The 16,175-nt window shown below is 69.5% G+C and carries 18 protein-coding genes; 11 read left to right on the top strand and 7 right to left on the bottom strand.

The window, feature by feature from the left end:
• Nucleotides 1-103 precede the first annotated feature (103 nt).
• The 5 genes from IEY36_RS05640 to IEY36_RS05620 all read left to right on the top strand — a co-directional run bounded on the left by IEY36_RS05640 (nt 104) and on the right by IEY36_RS05620 (nt 5,553).
• The gene (locus IEY36_RS05640; protein ID WP_229681155.1) at nt 104-790 is read left to right on the top strand and encodes a TVP38/TMEM64 family protein; all 687 of its coding nucleotides are present in this window, start codon (nt 104-106) and stop codon (nt 788-790) included.
• Nucleotides 783-2,204 carry a dihydrolipoyl dehydrogenase family protein gene (locus IEY36_RS05635; protein ID WP_188965928.1) on the top strand — a complete coding sequence of 474 codons (1,422 nt, stop codon included), beginning with the start codon at nt 783-785 and terminating at the stop codon, nt 2,202-2,204. The genes IEY36_RS05640 and IEY36_RS05635 overlap by 8 nt, the downstream gene beginning before the upstream one ends.
• Before the next feature lie 502 nt (nt 2,205-2,706).
• A complete protein-coding gene (locus IEY36_RS05630) occupies nt 2,707-3,774 on the top strand; it encodes a patatin-like phospholipase family protein (protein ID WP_229681154.1) in 1,068 nt (355 codons plus the stop codon).
• A 265-nt stretch (nt 3,775-4,039) separates the two neighbouring features.
• The gene (locus IEY36_RS05625; RefSeq protein ID WP_188965927.1) at nt 4,040-4,810 is read left to right on the top strand and encodes a methyltransferase domain-containing protein; all 771 of its coding nucleotides are present in this window, start codon (nt 4,040-4,042) and stop codon (nt 4,808-4,810) included.
• On the top strand, nt 4,807-5,553 hold the full coding sequence (locus tag IEY36_RS05620) for an SIR2 family NAD-dependent protein deacylase (protein WP_229681153.1): 747 nt from the start codon (nt 4,807-4,809) through the stop codon (nt 5,551-5,553). The genes IEY36_RS05625 and IEY36_RS05620 overlap by 4 nt, the downstream gene beginning before the upstream one ends.
• Before the next feature lie 14 nt (nt 5,554-5,567).
• Here the strand turns inward: IEY36_RS05620 and IEY36_RS05615 are convergent, their stop codons facing one another.
• Genes IEY36_RS05615 through IEY36_RS05605 form a run of 3 tightly spaced genes read right to left on the bottom strand, consistent with a single transcriptional unit; the run spans nt 5,568 to nt 8,349 of the window.
• The gene (locus IEY36_RS05615) at nt 5,568-6,728 is read right to left on the bottom strand and encodes an MFS transporter (RefSeq protein ID WP_188965926.1); all 1,161 of its coding nucleotides are present in this window, start codon (nt 6,726-6,728) and stop codon (nt 5,568-5,570) included.
• Entirely contained in the window at nt 6,725-7,165 is a 441-nt protein-coding gene (locus IEY36_RS05610) for a DUF3293 domain-containing protein (protein WP_188965925.1), read from the bottom strand. The genes IEY36_RS05615 and IEY36_RS05610 overlap by 4 nt, the downstream gene beginning before the upstream one ends.
• Entirely contained in the window at nt 7,162-8,349 is a 1,188-nt protein-coding gene (locus IEY36_RS05605; protein WP_188965924.1) for a class I SAM-dependent rRNA methyltransferase, read from the bottom strand. Before IEY36_RS05605 ends, IEY36_RS05610 begins: the two co-directional genes overlap by 4 nt.
• A 227-nt stretch (nt 8,350-8,576) precedes the next feature.
• Between IEY36_RS05605 and IEY36_RS05600 the strand changes: the two genes are divergently transcribed.
• Genes IEY36_RS05600 through panC form a run of 4 tightly spaced genes read left to right on the top strand, consistent with a single transcriptional unit; the run spans nt 8,577 to nt 10,409 of the window.
• Nucleotides 8,577-8,936, top strand: a complete 360-nt coding sequence (locus IEY36_RS05600; RefSeq protein WP_188965923.1) for a hypothetical protein — start codon at nt 8,577-8,579, stop codon at nt 8,934-8,936.
• A 6-nt stretch (nt 8,937-8,942) separates the two neighbouring features.
• Nucleotides 8,943-9,206 (top strand): hypothetical protein, encoded by a 264-nt coding sequence (locus tag IEY36_RS05595; RefSeq protein ID WP_188965922.1) that lies wholly within the window; start codon nt 8,943-8,945, stop codon nt 9,204-9,206.
• On the top strand, nt 9,203-9,529 hold the full coding sequence (locus IEY36_RS05590; protein WP_188965921.1) for a DUF1488 family protein: 327 nt from the start codon (nt 9,203-9,205) through the stop codon (nt 9,527-9,529). Before IEY36_RS05595 ends, IEY36_RS05590 begins: the two co-directional genes overlap by 4 nt.
• A 37-nt stretch (nt 9,530-9,566) precedes the next feature.
• Nucleotides 9,567-10,409, top strand: a complete 843-nt coding sequence (gene panC / locus IEY36_RS05585) for a pantoate--beta-alanine ligase (protein ID WP_188965920.1) — start codon at nt 9,567-9,569, stop codon at nt 10,407-10,409.
• 261 nt (nt 10,410-10,670) lie between these two features.
• Here panC and IEY36_RS05580 read toward each other — a convergent pair whose 3' ends face one another.
• Both IEY36_RS05580 and IEY36_RS05575 read right to left on the bottom strand, forming a co-directional pair.
• Complete coding sequence (locus tag IEY36_RS05580; RefSeq protein WP_229681152.1) at nt 10,671-11,558, bottom strand: DMT family transporter; 888 nt, start codon at nt 11,556-11,558, stop codon at nt 10,671-10,673.
• Nucleotides 11,559-11,634: 76 nt separating this feature from the next.
• Nucleotides 11,635-12,423 carry an aldolase gene (locus IEY36_RS05575; protein WP_188965919.1) on the bottom strand — a complete coding sequence of 263 codons (789 nt, stop codon included), beginning with the start codon at nt 12,421-12,423 and terminating at the stop codon, nt 11,635-11,637.
• A 68-nt stretch (nt 12,424-12,491) separates the two neighbouring features.
• Here IEY36_RS05575 and IEY36_RS05570 point away from each other — a divergent pair, with 68 nt between their 5' ends.
• Nucleotides 12,492-12,923, top strand: a complete 432-nt coding sequence (locus tag IEY36_RS05570; protein WP_188965918.1) for a VOC family protein — start codon at nt 12,492-12,494, stop codon at nt 12,921-12,923.
• Between the two features lie 106 nt (nt 12,924-13,029).
• Here the strand turns inward: IEY36_RS05570 and IEY36_RS05565 are convergent, their stop codons facing one another.
• Together IEY36_RS05565 and IEY36_RS05560 are read right to left on the bottom strand one after the other, a co-directional pair.
• A complete protein-coding gene (locus IEY36_RS05565; protein WP_188965917.1) occupies nt 13,030-14,334 on the bottom strand; it encodes an LLM class flavin-dependent oxidoreductase in 1,305 nt (434 codons plus the stop codon).
• A 302-nt stretch (nt 14,335-14,636) separates the two neighbouring features.
• Nucleotides 14,637-15,044, bottom strand: a complete 408-nt coding sequence (locus tag IEY36_RS05560) for a hypothetical protein (protein ID WP_188965916.1) — start codon at nt 15,042-15,044, stop codon at nt 14,637-14,639.
• Between the two features lie 146 nt (nt 15,045-15,190).
• On the opposite strand from IEY36_RS05560, the gene argB reads away from it, so the two are divergent.
• Entirely contained in the window at nt 15,191-16,081 is an 891-nt protein-coding gene (argB, locus tag IEY36_RS05555; RefSeq protein ID WP_188965915.1) for an acetylglutamate kinase, read from the top strand.
• The last annotated feature ends 94 nt before the right edge of the window (nt 16,082-16,175 follow it).

Here is a 16,175-nt window from a genome sequence, read left to right as displayed (position 1 = left end):
AGCAGGATCGCCGCCCGTCAACCGCGCAGGGCCGCAATTCCTGTATGTAACCGTTCCGTAGTGGGGTTCGAAGGCCAAATCGATGTTGAGACCCCACCCTACCTTGGCCCGCTCCTGGCCGATCCTGCTGATCGCGGCGCTGCTGCTGGTCGCCTGGGCCTCCGGCGCGACCCGGTTGCTGTCATTCGAGGCACTGGCCGAACACCGGGCGAACCTCGTCGCCCTCGTCACCGCGCATCCGGCCATCGCCGCGGTGGGCTATGTGGTGGCCTATATCACCGCCGTCACCCTGTCGCTGCCCGGGGCGGTGGTGCTTTCGCTGGCCGGCGGGCTGCTGTTCGGCCCCTGGCTCGGCACCGCGCTGACGGTGCTGGGGGCGACCATCGGCGCCTGCCTGCTGTTCCTGGTGGCGCGCAGCGCGCTGGCCCCGCTGGTGACGGGGCGGGCGGCGGGGCTGGTGGACCGGCTGCGACCCGGCCTGGAGAAGGACGGCTTCTTCTACCTGCTGACGTTGCGGTTGATCCCGGTGGTGCCGTTCTGGCTGCTCAACCTGGCTCCGGCCCTGGTCGGCATGCCGTTCGGCGCCTATGTCGCCGCGACGGCGATCGGGATCATCCCTGGCACGGCGGTGTTCGTCGCCATCGGGTCGGGGCTGGGGGATGTGCTGGCGGCCGGTGGCCGGCCCGACCTTGGCGTGATCCTGGCGCCGGAAATCCTGCTGCCATTGCTTGGGCTGGCGGCGTTGTCCCTGCTCGGGGCCTGGTGGCGGAAAAGGAAGCGCGATGCCTGATGTCGATGTGGCGGTGATCGGCGCCGGGGCCGCGGGGCTCTCGGTGGCGGCGATATCGGCCGGGCTCGGGCTGAAGGTGGCGCTGTTCGAACGCGGGACGATGGGGGGCGACTGCCTCAACACCGGCTGCGTGCCCTCCAAGGCCCTGTTGGCGGCCGCCCACGCCGCCGCAGAGGCCCGCCGCGCCCATCGCTTCGGCATCCGCCTGCCGGCCCCCGAGGTCGACTGGGCCGGCGTGCGCGCCCATGTGGATGGCGCCATCGCCGCCATCGCGCCCAATGATTCGGCAGAACGATTCGGCGCGATGGGGGTGACGGTGGTGCGCGCCTCGGCCCGCTTCGCCGAACGCGACGTCATTGAGGCCGGCGGGCGCCGCTACCATTTTCGCCGCGCGGTGGTCGCCGCCGGGTCTTCCGCCATCATTCCGCCGATCCCGGGCCTCGCCGAGGTGCCCTTCCTGACCAATGACTCGTTGTTCAGCCTGACGGAGCGGCCCGGGCACCTGCTGATCCTCGGCGGCGGGCCGATCGGGCTGGAAATGGCCCAGGCGCATGCCCGGCTCGGCTGCCGGGTAACGGTGGTGGAGGCCGCCGCCATCGCCGGGCGGGATGACCCCGAATGCATCCCGCCGCTGCGCGAGGCGCTCACCGCCGAGGGCGTGGTGCTGCGCGAGGGCAGCCGGGTGCAGGCGGTGGAGCCGGATGACGAAGGCGTGGCGCTACTGCTGGACGACGGCACGCGCCTGACCGGGACGCATCTGCTGTTGGCGGTGGGGCGCGTGCCACGGCTGGCGGGGCTGGACCTCGCCGCGGCCGGCATCGCCTTCACCCCGCGCGGGGTGACCACCGACCTGGCCCTGCGTTCCGTCTCCAATCGCCGGGTCTGGGCGGCGGGCGACATCGCCGACCCGAAGGGGCTGGGGCCGCGCGCCTTCACCCATGTCTGTTCACAGCATGCCGGCATCATCGCGCGGTCCATGCTGTTCCGCCTGCCGGCGCGGCTGTCCTACGACGCCCTGCCGCGGGTGACCTACACCGACCCGGGCCTCGCCCAGATCGGCCCGACCGAGGCCGAGCTGCGCGCCGCCGGCCGGAAGGACCTGACGATCCTGCGGTGGCCGCTGGCCGAAAATGATCGACTGGTCGCCGAAGGTCGCGCCGAAGGTCTGGTGAAACTGGTGACGGACAGCAAGGGGCGGCTGCTGGGCGTCTCCTTGGTTGGGCCGGGGGTGGGCGACATGGCCGGGTTGTTCGTGTTGATGATCGGCCAGCGCCTATCGGGGTTGGCGGGGTCGGTGCTGCCCTATCCGACAACGCAGGAGGCGGCCAAGCGCGCCGCCTCGGAATTCTACACGCCGAAGCTGCTCTCGGCGCCGGTCAAGCGGTTGGTCGGGCTGCTGAAGTACCTGCCCTGACGCCTTGCCCCTGGTCGTGGCGACCCGGGGCAAGGCATTGGCAACCCGGCTGTCGTGTCGGGCAACGACGCGGCGCCCTTGGCGGCCGCGGCCCAATGCAGGCGTCGGATTGGGGCGCGGCCTGGCGGGCCCGGGGTCCTCGACGGCGGGGAGGCAGTTGTCGGCGATGTGATCGATTTGGCGGTTGGGGGACGAAATGGCGACAGTCGCACGGCCGCCGACGACGACAAGCAACTCGGGGCACAGATGAGCGCCGTTGGACCCTTAAGGACGAGTGTACGCCCTCGCCACGATTCCGCCTAACGTCCCGACGACCGTGGGGCTTCCCCGCGACCGCCCGCTTCGGCACCATGCGCCGCCCGGCAACCCGCCCACCGTCACCCCCACATAATTCTGGAGGTCCCATGTCGATGGACCGCACCCGCCATTGCCGCCCGGCCGCCCCCACCGCTCCCCGGCCCGCGGGGTTCGCGCCCACCGATTGTCCGGCCCGGGCCTCCACGTGAGCGAGGAGACCACGCCCGCCACGCCCGCCGTCGCCAGGCCGGTGGCCAAGCGCCGCGTCAGCCTCGCCCTGCAGGGCGGCGGCACGCATGGCGCCTTCACCTGGGGCGCGCTGGAACGGCTGCTGGAGGATGACCGGCTCGAGATCGACGGCCTGTCCGGCACCTCGGCCGGCGCGATCAACGGCGCGATGCTGGTGCAGGGGCTGTTGGAAGGTGGGCCCGAAGCGGCAATCGCCGCCCTCGACCGCTTCTGGCGCACTATGGCGCGCCGCCTGGCGATGAGCCCGATCCAGTCAACGCCACTCGAGAAACTGGTCTGGGGCCACGACCTGACCTGGTCGGTCGCCTACCGAACCTTCGACACACTCTCGCGCGTGCTGTCGCCCTATCAGATCAACCCCTTCCCCTATGAGTTCAACCCGCTGCGCGACGCGCTGTCGGACAGCATCGATTTCGACCGGCTGCGCATGGAGGCCAAGGCGCCGCGGCTGTTCGTCTCCGCCACCTCGGTGCGCACCGGCAAGCCGCGCGTCTTCACCCGTCGCGAACTGACCGTCGAAGCGCTGCTTGCCTCCGCCTGCCTGCCGCAGGTGTTCAAGGCCGTGGACGTGGATGGCGAGCCGTATTGGGATGGCGGCTATCTCGGCAATCCGGCGCTGTGGCCGCTCTATGACCAGGGCGGGCCGCCGGACATCATCCTGATCCAGCTGAACCCGCAGGTGCGCGACGAGCACCCGACCTCGGCGTCCGACATCGTCAACCGGCTGAACGAGATCACCTTCAACGGATCCCTGATGGCCGAGATGCGCGCCATCGATTTCGTGCAGCGGCTGCTCGATACCGGGCGGCTGGAACAGCCACGCTACCGACGCCTGTTCATCCACCTGATCGAGGATGAGGAACGGCTGCGCGGGTTCAAGCTGTCCACCAAGTTCAATGGCGACTGGGAATTTCTGTGCATGCTGCGCCAGTACGGGCGCGAGGCGGCGGATGCCTGGCTGGGCGAGCATTTCGACAAGCTGGGGCGGGAGAGTTCGGTCGATATCAGGGCGAGGTTTCTGTGATGCGCGGCAGACGGAACCGAGAGGGGCTTTGCCCCTCCCGGACCCTCCCCACCAAAGGCCTAAGGGCCTCTGGACACCTTGAGTTGGTGCCGCGCGCGTCGGGCAAGGGCGATGCCGAGACGCCTGTTGCGCGGCGGACGCGTTGTGGGGGAGATATCCCGCCCATCGCGCACCGCACCAATATTCGGCATTCCAAAGTGCCCGGCACTTTGGCGGGGTGGTTTGGAGGTGCGGCGCCCCTCCATTCAACCGCGGAGGTCTCGGCATGAGCGCCTCAACCTGGGACGCCGCGCAGTATCTGCGCTTCGAGGGCGAGCGCCTGCGCCCGGCCATCGACCTGATCGGCCGCATCCCGCATGCGGCGCCGAAGCGTGTCGTCGACCTCGGCTGCGGTGCTGGCAATGCGCTGCCGGCGCTGGCCGCGCGCTTTCCCGATGCGATGGTCACCGGCGTCGATGGTTCCGCCGCGATGCTCGCCAAGGCGGCGGCGACCGGCTTCGCGACGGCGCAGGCCGACATCGCCACATGGGCACCGGCCGAACCGGTCGATGTGCTGTTCAGCAACGCCGCGCTGCAATGGCTTGGTGACCACGACACGCTGTTCTCGCGCCTGCTGTCGGGCATCGCGCCGGGTGGCGTGCTGGCCGTGCAGATGCCGTCGATGCACGCCGCGCCGCTGCGCGCGCAACAGGACCGCATCGCGGGCGACGGCCCCTGGGCGGCGACGCTGTCACGCGTGACCAGCGCACCGCCGATTCTCACCCCCGGCGACTACTACGACCTGCTGACGCCGCGTGTTGCGACACTGGACCTGTGGATCACCGAATACGTCCATGTGCTGCGCGGCGAGGACCCCGTGGTGCAGTGGGCCATGGGCACCTCCCTGCGTCCCTATCTCGATGCGTTGCAGGGGGCGGAGCGCGACGGCTTCCTCGACGCCTATCGCGCAGCGATGCGCGCGGCCTATCCGCCGCAGGCCGATGGCGTGGTGCTGTTGCCGTTCCGTCGCCTGTTCATCCTGGCGACGCTGCCGTGAGCGACGCCGCGACGCTCCGCCGCATGATCGAGGAGGCGCGGCGCGTCGCGGTCTTCACCGGCGCGGGCATCAGCACCGAATCCGGCATTCCGGATTTCCGTGGCACCAACGGCGTTTGGACCAAGATGCAGCCGATCCTGTTCCAGGATTTCGTCGCCTCGCCGGAAGCGCGGCGCGAGACCTGGCGCCGCCGCTTCGCCGGCGACGACACGATGCGCGCGGCGCAGCCCAATCGTGGCCATCGCGCCGTGGCGATGCTGGTGCGGCAGGGCAAGACGCGATCCGTCATCACGCAGAACATCGACGGGCTGCACCAGGCTTCGGGCATTCCCGAGGCGCAGGTGATCGAGTTGCACGGCAATTCGACCTACGCCCATTGCCTCGACTGCACCACGCGATACGAGATCGGCGCGCTGCGGGCGGTGTTCGAGCGCGAGGGCGACGTGCCGGCCTGTGCGGCCTGCGGCGGGCTGGTGAAGACGGCGACGATCTCCTTTGGCCAGTCGATGCCGGAAGAACCGATGCGCCGGGCACAGGAGGAAACCCTCGCGGCCGATCTGTTCATCGTGCTCGGCTCGTCGCTGGTCGTCTATCCGGCAGCGGGCTTTCCCGAAATCGCCAAACGTCGCGGCGCGCGGCTGGTGATCGTGAACAGGCAGGAGACGCCGCTCGATGACTTGGCGGACCTCGTGATCCATGACGGGATCGGCGATGTGATGGGCGGCGCGCTGGGGGTGAACTGACGGCGGCCGCGGCGTCACCCCCGCGCCACCATCCGCCGGAACGCCAGGAACATGCCCATCGCCGCCAGCAGCAGCAGGGCCGCGAAGATCACCGGCACCGTCGCGCCGCCTGTCCGGTCAGCGAGCCATCCGGCAAGCGGCGGAAACCCCGTGCAGCCGCCATAAAACCACACGAAATAGACGCCGAGGCCCTGCGCCCGCCGTTCCGGTGGCACGGCGAGCGCCGGCAGGGCCGAGAACACCGTGATCGGCAGCGCGTACAACAGCCCATGTGCCGCGAGGATCGCCGCCGCCCAGCCCAGCCCCGCGAAGGGCAGCGCCGCCGCCAGCGCGGCCGAGGCGGTGATGCAGACCAGCACCATTGGCATCACCAGTGCCGGGCGGCGTGCCAGCATCGCGCCCGCCGGCACGGCGATCAGGTTCACCCAGGACATCAGCGATGTCGCGAAACCGGCCTCGCCCACCGACAGCCCACGCGCGACTAGCAAGGGTGGCGCGAAGGTGACGAGCACCATGTAGGTGCCATTGACCATCGCCCAGCAGGCACCGGCTAGGCACATCAACCGTATCTCCCGCCCGGTCAGCCGACCCGAGGCGGCGACCGGCGCCGGGGCGCGCGAGGCCGGCCTTGAGGCGGTGGCGAGGCTGATGGAGGCGACCAGCATCGCTGCCGCGCCGGCGAGGAAGGGTACCTGCCAGCCGAACGTCACCGACAGCCCCGGCAGCACCGCCTGTGCCGCGGCGATGCCGACCGGCCAGCCGAGCACGTAGATCGCCATGGCGGGGAACAGGTCCGCGCCCTTGAAGCGATCCTGCATCATCTTGGTCAGCAGCACGATGACCAACACGGTGCCGCTGCCCATCAGCAATCGCCCGGCATACAGCAGCGCCACGCCGCTGCCGGCCATGGCCGAGACCAGCCCCCCGGTCACCAGCAGCCCCATGCCGAACAGCACGACAGCGCGGTCGCCCAGTTTGGGCGCGACAAGGCCGAGAGGGACGGCGATCACCAGCCCCGGCAGCCAGAACAGCCCGACCAGCGTGCCGAACTGCGTCCAGTCCATGCCGAATGCCGGCACGAGCACCGGCCCGGCGGCGCCCGGCGCCTGGAACAGCACGCCGAGCGCGGCGCGCAGCGCGAAGACGGCCGCCAGAAAACCGATCGCGCCCTTCACCGCAACACCAGCAACCGGGAGGCCGCGCGCAGCCGCACGCGCAGGATGGCGTGCTGGCGGAAGCGCCGCGCCAGGACGGTGATGGGCCGCAGGTCGCCGAGCATCAGCAGGTGGTCCTCCGCCCAGGGCGGTTTGGCGGCATGGCCGCGCCCCGCGATGCAGCGGCGTCCGCCACGCTGTGCCAGACCACGCAGCCGGGCCAGGGCGCGGTCGTTCCAGCGTCGCGGCATGGCGCGGCTCAACGGGTTCCACGCCCCGATGAAGGCACCCTGCCGAACGCCGGCAGCGGTCAGCAGTGCATCCACCACCGCCGATCGCCGACCGAGCCGCACCGCCGCTCCGCCGGCCGCATAGGCGGTGAGGCGCCAGCCTCGGGCCAGGCGCGGCCCGACCGGCAATGGCGCGGGGTGCAGGAAGCGGACGTGCGGCAGGCTCACGGCAGGTGCAGCAGCATGCCCTTCAGATACTGGCTTTCCGGCAGCATCGGATGCAGCGGATGGTCCGGCCCGGCACCACCCATGTGCAGGATGCGCGCTTCGCGGCGGGCACGATGCGTGCCCCAGGCGACGGCATCGGCGAAGTCACCGAGGCCGACATGATGGCTGCAGGAGGCGATGAACAGCATGCCGCCCGGCGCGGTCAGCGTCGCCGCCAGCCGCGCCAGCTTGCCATAGGCGCGCAGCGCCGCCGGCTGGTCCTTTCGCGTCTTGGCGAAGGCGGGCGGGTCGGTGATCACCACGTCGAAGCGACGGCCCTCGCCGACCAGCCGTTCCAGGGCTTCCATCGCCTCGCCGCGCTGGGTGGTGACGCGGTCGGCGACGCCGTTCATCGCGGCGGCCTCGGTGGCGGTGGCCAGCGCATGTTCGCTGCGGTCGAGCAGTTTGACCTGCGCCGCCCCGGCGACCGCGCAGCCGATGCCGAAACCGCCAGTATGGCAGAAGGCGTCGAGTACCGTCGCCCCCTTGGCGAGGCGTGACACGCGGGCGCGGTGTTCGCGCTGGTCGAAGAACCAGCCTGTCTTTTGCCCACTAAGCAGATCGACGGGGAAACGACGGCCATTCTCCTCGACCACCGCGCCGGCGGCATCGCCGTGCAGCAGAGAAGTTGCCTCGGGCAGGCCCTCCAACGCACGCACGGCGCTGTCGTTGCGGGCGACGATGCCGCGCGGGGCGATCAGGTCGGTCAGCGCCTCGACGATCAGCGGTGTCGCGGCCTCCATCCCGGCGGTATTGGCCTGCAACGCCACCACATCGCCATAGCGGTCGATCACCAGCCCGGGCAGGCCGTCGGCCTCGGCATGCACCAGGCGGTAGTGCGGGGCGTCGAACAGCCGGTCGCGCAGACCCAGCGCCTCGCCGAGGCGGGCGCGGTACCAGCCGGCATCGCAGGCCGCATCGGGATCGGTGGAGAGCCGCCGCGCGGCGATCAGCGAATGCGGGTTGAAGTGGAAGGTGCCGTGCTTCATCCCGTCATCACCTTCGAGGCGCACGACGCTGCCCGGCGGCAGCGCCTTGGCCGCCGGCGTCATGACGATCTCGTTGGAGAAGGCCCACGGGTGGCCGGCCTTGATGCGACGGTCGCGGCCGGCTTGCAGGCGGAGGGTCATGCGGTCGAGGGACATGCCGCCGCCTAATCCTTCCCGTCGTTACGGGCAAGTCTGTGGCCGGATCGGCCATGCCCGCCAGGGCTCGAATGCCGAAATAATTTCAAATCAAACATTGTATATCCGGAAGAAAATTGCCATCTGAATGTTGCGACCATGCCTGCGGAATTGATCAGGAATACTTTTCCCGTCTCCGCAGGGCCGGCAGTTTTACCTGCGCGATATGGTCGCCAGGAGCATCAACCATGTCGGCTGGCACCCCGAGCGCCTTCGCCCGTTTCTCCGCTGATTGCGGCGCGCGCTGGACGAAAGCCAAGCCCCTGCTGCTCGCCCTCGGCGTCGGGCTGGTCGCCGGGCCGATCATCTCCGGCATGGTGGGTTTCCAGATGCGCACCAGCACGGCGCAGACCCTCGCCCATAATGGCGTCGTCGCACAGCAGGCGATGTATTGCGCCGATCGTGCGCGGGTGGAGACGCCCGGCGCCAAGGAACTCGACTGGTCGGCCCGCAACACGCTGTCGCGTCGCTTCGCCACCAACCCGGCCGGCGGCACCAATATCGACCCCGATGTGGCACGCGCCTGCGCGGATCTTCTGGCGCGGTGACCCTTGATGGAAGCCCGCACGACGAGCGAGGTGATGGAATTCCATCATCCGTTCCTCGTCTCCTCCCGTTCCGGCCCGCTGCCCGCGGGTCAGTACCGGGTCGAGACGGAGGAGGAGATGATCGAGAGCCTCTCCTTCCCCGCCTGGCGGCGAATCAGCCTGACGATCGCGCGGCATGGCCTCGCCTCCGGGCGGTTGGTGCAGGCGCTGGCGATCACGCCGGCGGAACTCGCCGCGGCGCTCGCCGACAATGGAAGGCCACAGTCATGACCGAGATGGAAACCCCGGCGCCACCACGCTGGGATGGCCAGCGGCTGATCTTCGAGCTGAACATGGATGACGGCACGCTGGTGCGCTGCGCCATCTCGCGCCTCGCCTTGCTGGGCGTCAGCGGTGGCGGTTCATTCCACGGCACCGACCTGATGACGCGCTTCGCCGAGGCGCGCCCGCGCATCGAGGCCGCAGCCCATGCCAAGCTGCGCGAACGATCGAGCCCGCCGCTTGGCATCCTCCATATCTGGGAGGACGACATCCTGGACCCGACACCTGGTGCGTCGCCCCGCGCGATGCAGGCATCCATGCGCCGCGGCTGAGATTCCGGCGGATCGCAATCCGGACTACAAACCGGCCATGCTGATCTGCCGAGACCTGCCCTCCCTCCGCACCGCCACCGCCGCCCTGCGCGCGGCTGGCAAGCGCCTCGCCCTGGTGCCTACCATGGGCGCGCTGCATGACGGGCATCTGGCCCTGGTCGCCGCCGGGCGCCAGGCGGCCGATGCCGTCGTCACCTCGATTTTCGTCAATCCGCTGCAGTTCAATCCGAATGAGGACCTGTCGCGTTATCCGCGCGATGAGGAAGGCGACCTCGCCAAGCTGCGCAGCGCCCGTTGCGACCTGGTCTGGATGCCGCCGGTCGAGGCGATGTACCCGCCGGGCAGCGCTACGGTGATCGAGGTCGCCGGCCCGACTCACGGCTGGGAAGGCGATGCGCGGCCGGGTCATTTCCGCGGCGTGGCAACTGTCTGCTGCAAGCTGTTCCTACAATGCCAGGCCGACGTTGCCGTTTTCGGCGAAAAGGACTGGCAGCAATTGCAGGTCGTCACGCGCATGGCGACCGATCTCGACATTCCCATCGGCATCCTGCCGGTCGCGACGGTGCGCGAGGCCGATGGGCTGGCGATGTCCTCGCGCAACCGCTTCCTCTCGCCCGAGGATCGCGCCACCGCCCCGGTGCTGTTGCGCGTGATGACGCAGGCCGCGGCGGCGATCGCGGCCGGCAGCGACGTGGCGGCGGCGCTTGGCGAAGGTGTGCAGGCGCTGCGCGATCATGGCTTCGCGCCCGATTACCTCGCCTTGGTCGAGGCCGAGACGCTGAAGTCACTGACGGCGCGGCGCGTGGATGGCCCGATGCGGCTGGTGGCTGCGGCGAGGCTCGGCACGGTGCGGCTGCTGGACAACGTCCCGGTGGACTGAACTTGCGCATCTTTCGGTGCTGATATTGTCAGTTCAGGGCACTTCCCGGCCCGAGGGATGTGGGCCGGCACCGTCTGATCGGGAAATGCTCCAGCCACCAGATGCGTGGTGCTTCCTCGGCGCGATGGATTGCGGCGTGCCGGCCGACGGGTGACGTGTGGCGGTGGCGATCGCCGGTCTGGGCGCGCATCGCGGCACCAGACCTGCGCGACGTCGTGCCCGATATCCGCATACCGCCGCCGCAAGATCCCTGAACGAGGCTCACCCCCGCACCGCCAGCCCGACGCCTGACAACGTCAGCCCCAGTGCTGTCGCCTCCCGCCAACCGAAGGGCTCGCCCAGGAACAGCGCGGCGCTCGCCACCCCGACCATGGGCGTGAGCAGCGTGCCGAGAGAGGCGAGCGAGGCCGGCAGCCGTCGCAGCGCGGCGAACCAGGACAGGTAGCAGAGCCCCAGCGCGAAGACCCCGCCATAGGCGAGCAGCGCCCAGTCGCCTACCGACAGCCGTCCGACCTCGGGCCGGTCGAAGATGAGCGCGAGCACCGCCAATGGCAGGATGCCGATGCCGACCTGCCACACCGTCGCGCTGGTCGGCGGCAGGCCGAGCGGCCAGCGCTTGGTGACCACCGTGCCCAGCGAGAACAGGATGGCCGAGCCAAGCCCGAAGGCGACGCCCGGGGCCTTTTCCAGCCCCACCGCGACGCCGTGGCCGAGCACCAGCACCACCAGCCCCGACAGCGCCAGCGCCAGCCCGGCGAGGCGCGCCGGGTGGGGCTTCTCACCCAGGATCGCCCAGGCCATCAGCGTCGCCCAGACCGGCATGGTGTAGCAGATGATGGTTGCCTCGGCCGCCGACAGCCACAGCAGCGAAAAGGAGGCAAGCCCCATCCAGGCGGTGACGTTGAGCAACGCGGTCAGCACGAGGCGCGGCCAGAGTGCGGGCGGCACCGTAAGCTTCTCCCGCCGCACCAGCGCGACCGTCAGCAGTAGCGTGAGCCCCAACGCGCCAGCCGAGGCACGCGTCGTCAGCACCGGCCATTCAGCCAGCAGCACCTTCATGGCGGGCCAGTTGAGGCCCCAGCCGAGCGTGGTGACGGCGAGCAGCGCCAACCCGGCCCCATCCGGCCCCGACCGTCCGGGCGCGCTCAAGACGCGTCACGTGTGGCGACGCTCGACCTGCTCGCCGCCGCGCTGCCGGGACGACCGCGGCGCGCCTCGGGCAGGGTCAATGCATGAAGTCCGGTTCCTCGCGCGCGAGAATGCGCTTCACGCTTTCCAGATGCAGCCGTGCGCTCTCGCGGTCGCCTTCGCGCATCTGGGCGTAGGTGCGCGCCGCCATCGCCTCCGGCACGACCTTCAGGGTGCGGCCGGTCGCCATGGCCATGCGCTGCACCTCGGCCGCACGTTCGAGGTAGTACAGGTCATCCCACGCCTCGGCGACCGAACCGCCGACCACCATCACCCCGTGATTTTTCATGAAGACGATGTCTGCGTCGCCAATGCTCGCCGCGATGCGGTCGCCCTCCTGCTCATCGAGCGCGAGGCCGCCATATTCCTCGTCGACCATGGTGCGGCCATAAAATTTCAGCGCGGTCTGACCTGCCCAGACCAGCGGCGGGCCTTCCAGCATGGCCAGCGCCGTCGCATTCGGCATGTGGGTGTGGAAGGCGGCCTTGGCGCGCCCGACATTCTTATGCACGCGGGCATGGATGAAGAAGGCTGTCGCTTCCGGCACGCCGTCGCCGGCCACGACATGGCCGTTGAAGTCGCACACCAGCAGGCGCGAGGCGGTGATCTCGCTGAACGCCCAGCCATAGGGGTTCACCAGGAACAGGTCGTCGCGGCCGGGCACCACGAAGGAGAAATGGTTGCAGATGCCTTCATGCATGCCGAGGCGCCCGGCCATGCGGAAACAGGCGGCGAGGTCGACCCGCGCCTGGCGCACCGTGTCGGCGTCGAGCTCGGTGTTGCGCAGGATGGCGGGGGCGGCGGGCGCGCCCAGGGCATGGGCCATGGCGGTATCTCTCCTGGGGGTGTCGCGCGGAGGTTCCCCCAGCGGCGGTGCGGGAGCAAGATGCGGCCATGAGCACTCCGCCCATCGCCGGTGTCCTCGAGACCGCGATCTACGTCGCCGACCTGGCGCGCGCCCGGTCGTTCTATGAAGGGGTGCTGGGTCTCGCGCCGGTTTTCACCGATCATCGCCTGGTGGCCTATGCGGTGGGCCGCTCAGTGCTGTTGGTCTTCCTGCGCGGCGGGACGACGGAGCCGGTGGTGATGCCGGGCGGGATCCTCCCGCCGCATGACGCGGCAGGGCGCATTCACTACGCCCTGTCGATTGCTGCGGCGGACCTGCCGGCCTGGGCCGCGCGGCTCGCCGAGCATGGCATCGCCGAGGAAGGGCGGACACGGTGGCCGCGCGGCGGCATCAGCCTGTATTTCCGCGACCCCGACGGGCATCTGGGCGAATTCGCGACGCCGGGGATCTGGCCCAATGAAGGCGAGCCGCCCGGCTGAGGGTGTGTCTCGCCGGCAGCGGTTCGCACCTCGACCCGGCCACGGATACGGTCGTTGGGTGGCCGGGCCGGCGCCGGGATTTCAAGACAATCTCCCGGCGCGCCCGTCACGGGTTGGCCAGGTTCTCCCGCAGCGTCGTGCCCGCATACTCCTTGCGGAACAGGCCGCGCTTCTGCAGTTCCGGCACCACCATTCGGCCGAAATCCTCGAACATGCGGGGGTGGATGGTGGGCCAGATGATGAAGCCGTCGCAGGCGCCGGCGGTGAAGAAATCCTCCAGCTCATCGGCGATGGACTGCGGCGTGCCCACCAGCAGCCCGCGGGGCTTGCTCGCCGCTTCGGTGAAGCTGATGCCTTCCTGCTGCATCAGTTGCATGACGCGGTCGATCGAGCCGCTGATGCCCTGGTTGCCCTGCGCGGCGGCGAAGCTCGCGACGTCGCGATGCCGGGACAGGTCGGCACCCATCAGGGAGGAGTTCAGCATCAGCTGCGCCTCGGGGTCGATCAGCGACTGCAGATGCGCGTATTTCTCCTGCGCGATCTGCATCGTCTCGCCGACCACCACGGCGAAGCTCGGCAGGATCTTGCACGCATCGGGCGCCCGGCCGAGCCTCGTCATGCGGGCCTTCACGTCGTTGTAGAAGGCGATGGTGTCGGCCTTGCTGTGCGGCGTGCAGAAGATCAATTCCGCCCATTGAGCGGCGAAGTCGCGGCCGCGGTCGGACGAGCCGGCCTGCATGAAGACGGGGCGCACCTGCGGCGTGCGAGGGATGGTCAACGGGCCGCGCGTCTTGACCCATTTGCCTTCGAAGTTCGTGTAGCGGACCTTGGACGGGTCGATGAAGATTCCGGCCTCGCGATCCTTCACCATTGCGTCCGCGTCCCAGGATTCCCATAGGGCGATGCAGGCGGCGAGCACTTCGTCGGCGCGGTCGTAACGTTCGTCCTTGGCCGGGATGCCGTCCTGGCCGAAATTCTTCGCCTCGAGATTGGTCGCCGAGGTGACGATGTTCCACGCCATGCGCCCGCCGGTGATCATGTCGAGCGAGGCGAGCGTCCGCGCCAGGTAGTATGGATGCATGAAGGTTGTGGACAGCGTCGCGCCGAGGCCGAGGTGCTTCGTCACCCGTGCCATCAGCGGCATCACCACCAGCGGATCGAGATAGGATATCTGTCCGCCGCGCTTCAGGTAGGCGTCGAAATTGCCGCCATGGATGTCGGGCAGGCCGAAGGTGTCGGCATAGAAGCAGGCATCGAAGCGCGCATCCTCCAGCACCCGGGCGATGTGCTCGTAGCGTTGGGGGCTGAAGATATCGTCGAGGGCTGCTTCGGGATGCCGCCAGGCGCCGGGATGGTTCGCTGTCGGGCCGGTCTTGAGATAGGCGACGAGATGCATGCGGCGCTGCGTCATGCGGCGCGCATCCGGCGGGCAAGGCGGCGGGTGGGACGGGCCATGGGACCTCCGGTCTCCGTTGGGCCGTGTTGGCGTTCGGCGTGTTGCGGCGACTATGCGGGCCGCATGGCGGGGCGGCAAGCGGTGGGCCGGATCAGGTCGCGAACCGCGCGGCATCCGCGAATCGGTGCCCCGACAGCATGAGAGAATGCCCTCGGAAGGCATCCTGGCGCGGCTCCCCGGCCCACATCCCGAGCCGGCCGTCCGAGCAGGATCGTGATGCCGTGAGATGTCGTGCGGGCCGGTGCCGCGAGGCTCGATCAGCCTGGCGGCGTTGTCCCGGCCGTGAAGGAGAGGGAGGTCGCCCGCTCGTACGCCACCATGACGATGCAGGTCACCTGCAGCGTCGCTTGCGCGACCATCCTGGGTGTGCAGATCGCGCCGACAGCGGACCCTTCGGCACGGCCGGCGAATTCGACGGTGCGGTCGCGCGGCATGGCGCCGTGCATCGCGACCTGGCCGTTGACTGTAATGAACACTTCATGTTCCGGGCGTGAGACAAGGCCGGACCGGACGCGTCGCGTCTCCAGCGTCCCAGCGATCCGCCAGGCATCCTTGGTGGTGCTGGGGCGCCAGAATTGCGGGCCCGCCTCGACCCGACCGGCGGCCGTGCGCGGGCCGCAGGCGGCCAGGGCCAGGACGAGGACCAGGGCGATGGTACGGGCCATGCGGAACTCACCGAAGTTCGTTCCGGCTGGCATAGCGCGCCAGGGTACTGTGCGCCTAGGTTGTATCCATCCGCGCCATCCCGACTTGACCGCCCTACCATGCGCCGCCAGAAACCGGCACCCCTGCGATGGGGCGAGGAACGCCGATGACCGAGACCGCCGAAACGCTCGACGCCATGCACATCCTGGCCGGCGCGCTACCCTTCCTGAAGCGCTACGACGACGCGACCGTGGTCGTGAAGTATGGCGGTCACGCCATGGGCCAGGAGGAGACGGCGTTGCGCTTCGGTCGCGACATCGCCCTGCTCGAGCAGGTCGGCGTGAACCCTGTGGTCGTCCATGGCGGCGGACCGCAGATCAACGCCATGCTCAAGCGCCTGAACGTGAAGTCCACCTTCGTCCAGGGCCTGCGCGTGACGGATGAGGAAATGCTCGATGTGGTCGAGATGGTCCTGGCCGGCCCGGTCAACAAACAGGTCGCCGAGGCGATCACCCGCGCCGGCGTCATGGCGGTGGGCATCTCGGGCAAGGATGGCGGGCTGATCCGCGCGCGCAAACTGCAGCGCACCTACCGTGATCCCGAGAGCAACATCGAGCAGGTGCTCGACCTCGGCTTCGTCGGCGAGCCCGAAAGCGTCAATCCGAAGGTGCTGCAGCTGATGATCGGCGCGGACATCGTGCCGGTGGTCGCCCCGGTGGGCATTGGCGCCGATGGCCAGACCTACAACATCAATGCCGACACCGCCGCGGGCGCGATCGCCGGCGCGCTGAACGCCGAACGGCTGCTGATGCTGACCGATGTGGCCGGCGTGCTCGACCCCGAGAAGCGTCTGATCCCGGAGATGTCGGTGGCCGAGGTGAAGGCTGGTATCGCCGCTGGCTGGATCGCCGGCGGCATGATCCCGAAGGTCGAGACCTGCATCTACGCGATCGAGCGTGGCGTGAAAGGCGCGGTGATCCTGGATGGCCGCGTGCCGCATGCGATCCTGGCCGAGCTGTTCACCGATGCCGGCCCGGGCACCCTGATCCGGCCCTGAGACGGGCGGGCCGCCGCTCCTTTCCGGCGCCGGCCCGGCACGGTCTGCATCGGCACAACGCCGCGGCACGCCTGGCGGCCTTGGGTCGGTCACC

It is taken from the genome of Neoroseomonas lacus (genome assembly GCF_014644535.1).
Classification (GTDB): domain Bacteria; phylum Pseudomonadota; class Alphaproteobacteria; order Acetobacterales; family Acetobacteraceae; genus Neoroseomonas; species Neoroseomonas lacus.
The sequence above is the reverse complement of the archived record's forward strand: the minus strand, read 5'-3'. Positions and strand labels throughout refer to the sequence as shown.